This is a genomic window from Neisseria sp. P0009.S007 (assembly GCF_051962515.1).
The window spans coordinates 1-1,463 of sequence record NZ_JBQCVF010000325.1; the positions used below are offsets into that span (position 1 = coordinate 1).

General features: G+C 47.8%; 2 protein-coding genes and 1 pseudogene. All 3 read right to left on the minus strand.

Features of this window, described 5'->3' with window-relative positions; translation table 11 throughout:
• Positions 1-638 (minus strand): class I tRNA ligase family protein (locus tag ACTHS3_RS12925; protein ID WP_440368121.1); only part of this gene is annotated, 638 nt, incomplete at its 3' end.
• Positions 639-671: 33 nt separating this feature from the next.
• Positions 672-1,115: a YDG/SRA domain-containing protein gene (locus ACTHS3_RS12930; protein WP_070624954.1), complete on the minus strand. Its 444-nt coding sequence runs from the start codon at positions 1,113-1,115 to the stop codon at positions 672-674.
• A gap of 39 nt (positions 1,116-1,154) precedes the next feature.
• Positions 1,155-1,463: pseudogene (locus tag ACTHS3_RS12935) on the minus strand (GTPase ObgE); the annotation flags it as partial.

Sequence of the window (1,463 nt, forward strand, 5' to 3'; positions counted from 1 at the left end):
CTCATGGCAGAGCATTCAATATGCCAACCCGGACGGCCGTTACCCCAAGGGCTTTCCCATGCAGGTTCGCCTGCTTTGGCCGCTTTCCACAATACAAAATCAAGCGGATCGCGTTTGAAACCGTCCACTTCCACACGTTCGCCTGCGCGCAGGTCATCCAGCGATTTGCCCGATAATTGGCCGTAAGCGGAAAACTCTCGCACGGCGTAATAAACGTCGCCATTTGCGGCAGGATATGCCTTGCCGTTTTGAATCAAGGTTTCAATCATGGCAATCATTTGCGGGATATTTTCCGTTGCCTTTGGCTCGATGTCGGGACGCAACACACCCAAAGCATCTGCATCTTCATGCATGGCCTGAATGAAACGCGCGGTCAGCTCGCCGATGGTTTCGCCGTTTTCAGCCGCACGGGCAATGATTTTGTCGTCGATGTCGGTAATATTGCGCACATAAGTGAGCGGATAACCGCACTTGCGCAGCCAGCGGGCAATCATGTCGAACACAACCATCACACGGGCATGGCCTAAGTGGCAATAGTCGTAAACGGTCATGCCGCAAACGTACATACGCACGTTTTTAGGGTCGATGGGGGCAAAGGGTTCTTTTTGACGGGTAAGGGTGTTGTAGATGGTGGTCATGGAATTTTCAAAATTTGTATAAACTGGGGTAAATTATTTGGATTTTTTGTGCAAGCAAAATTCAAATACGTTTCGTTCTGGGCCATTATTAGTTGCATGTGCTTTTTTAACTATATAAGGCTGATGCTCATCTAATGTAAATTCACCGATGTATCGGACATGAGCATTTAGTGTGTCATTAGCAAAAACACGGATGGCTTTTCCTGTCTGTTTATGTTCCAAGAGAGCTTTATTCCCATTGATCATACGCTGATCACCACGTTGTCCTTCGCCACAATAAAACAGGGTGGTTCCCTTCTCATCCCAGCGATCATAATAGCCGTGGTCTTCGCCTTTTTCTGGGTGAGTAAAGAGGAAGATATTGGGCGTTTTTGCCGAAGCAGCAATGCCACTTTGTCTATTGCCACCGTATTGGTCATGTAATTCTGAACGTTTAATAATATCGTTTTCTTGTAAAGAAAAAGAGTTGGAAGACATGCGACTCTCCATTTTATTAAAAAGGCCGTCTGAAATTTTTTACTCCGGCTTAAATACGCCTGTATCCGTTTTAGGCTGCTGCTCGGCAATTTCGGCTTTTGCCGCAGCCTGCTCCGCTTCGGCTTTTTCAGTTTCGATGCGTTTTTTCTCGGTTAGGTATTGGTTGATTTGGTGTACCAATTCCTGTGTGCCTTGATGGGTCAGGGCGCTGATTTGGAAGAGGCGCGGGGTTTCCATGTCGAATTGGAAGCGGTCGTCTGGTTTGGGGTAATCCCAGCCGATGGCTTCGAGGAAGGAGGCGGTGCGTGCTTGGGCTTCTTCTTCGTCGAGCATGTCGAGTTTGTTCAG

Bases quoted from the DNA above. Each gene is read 5' to 3' on its own strand.
- ACTHS3_RS12930 (WP_070624954.1), bottom strand. From the start codon at position 1,115: ATGTCTTCCAACTCTTTTTCTTTACAAGAAAACGATATTATTAAACGT.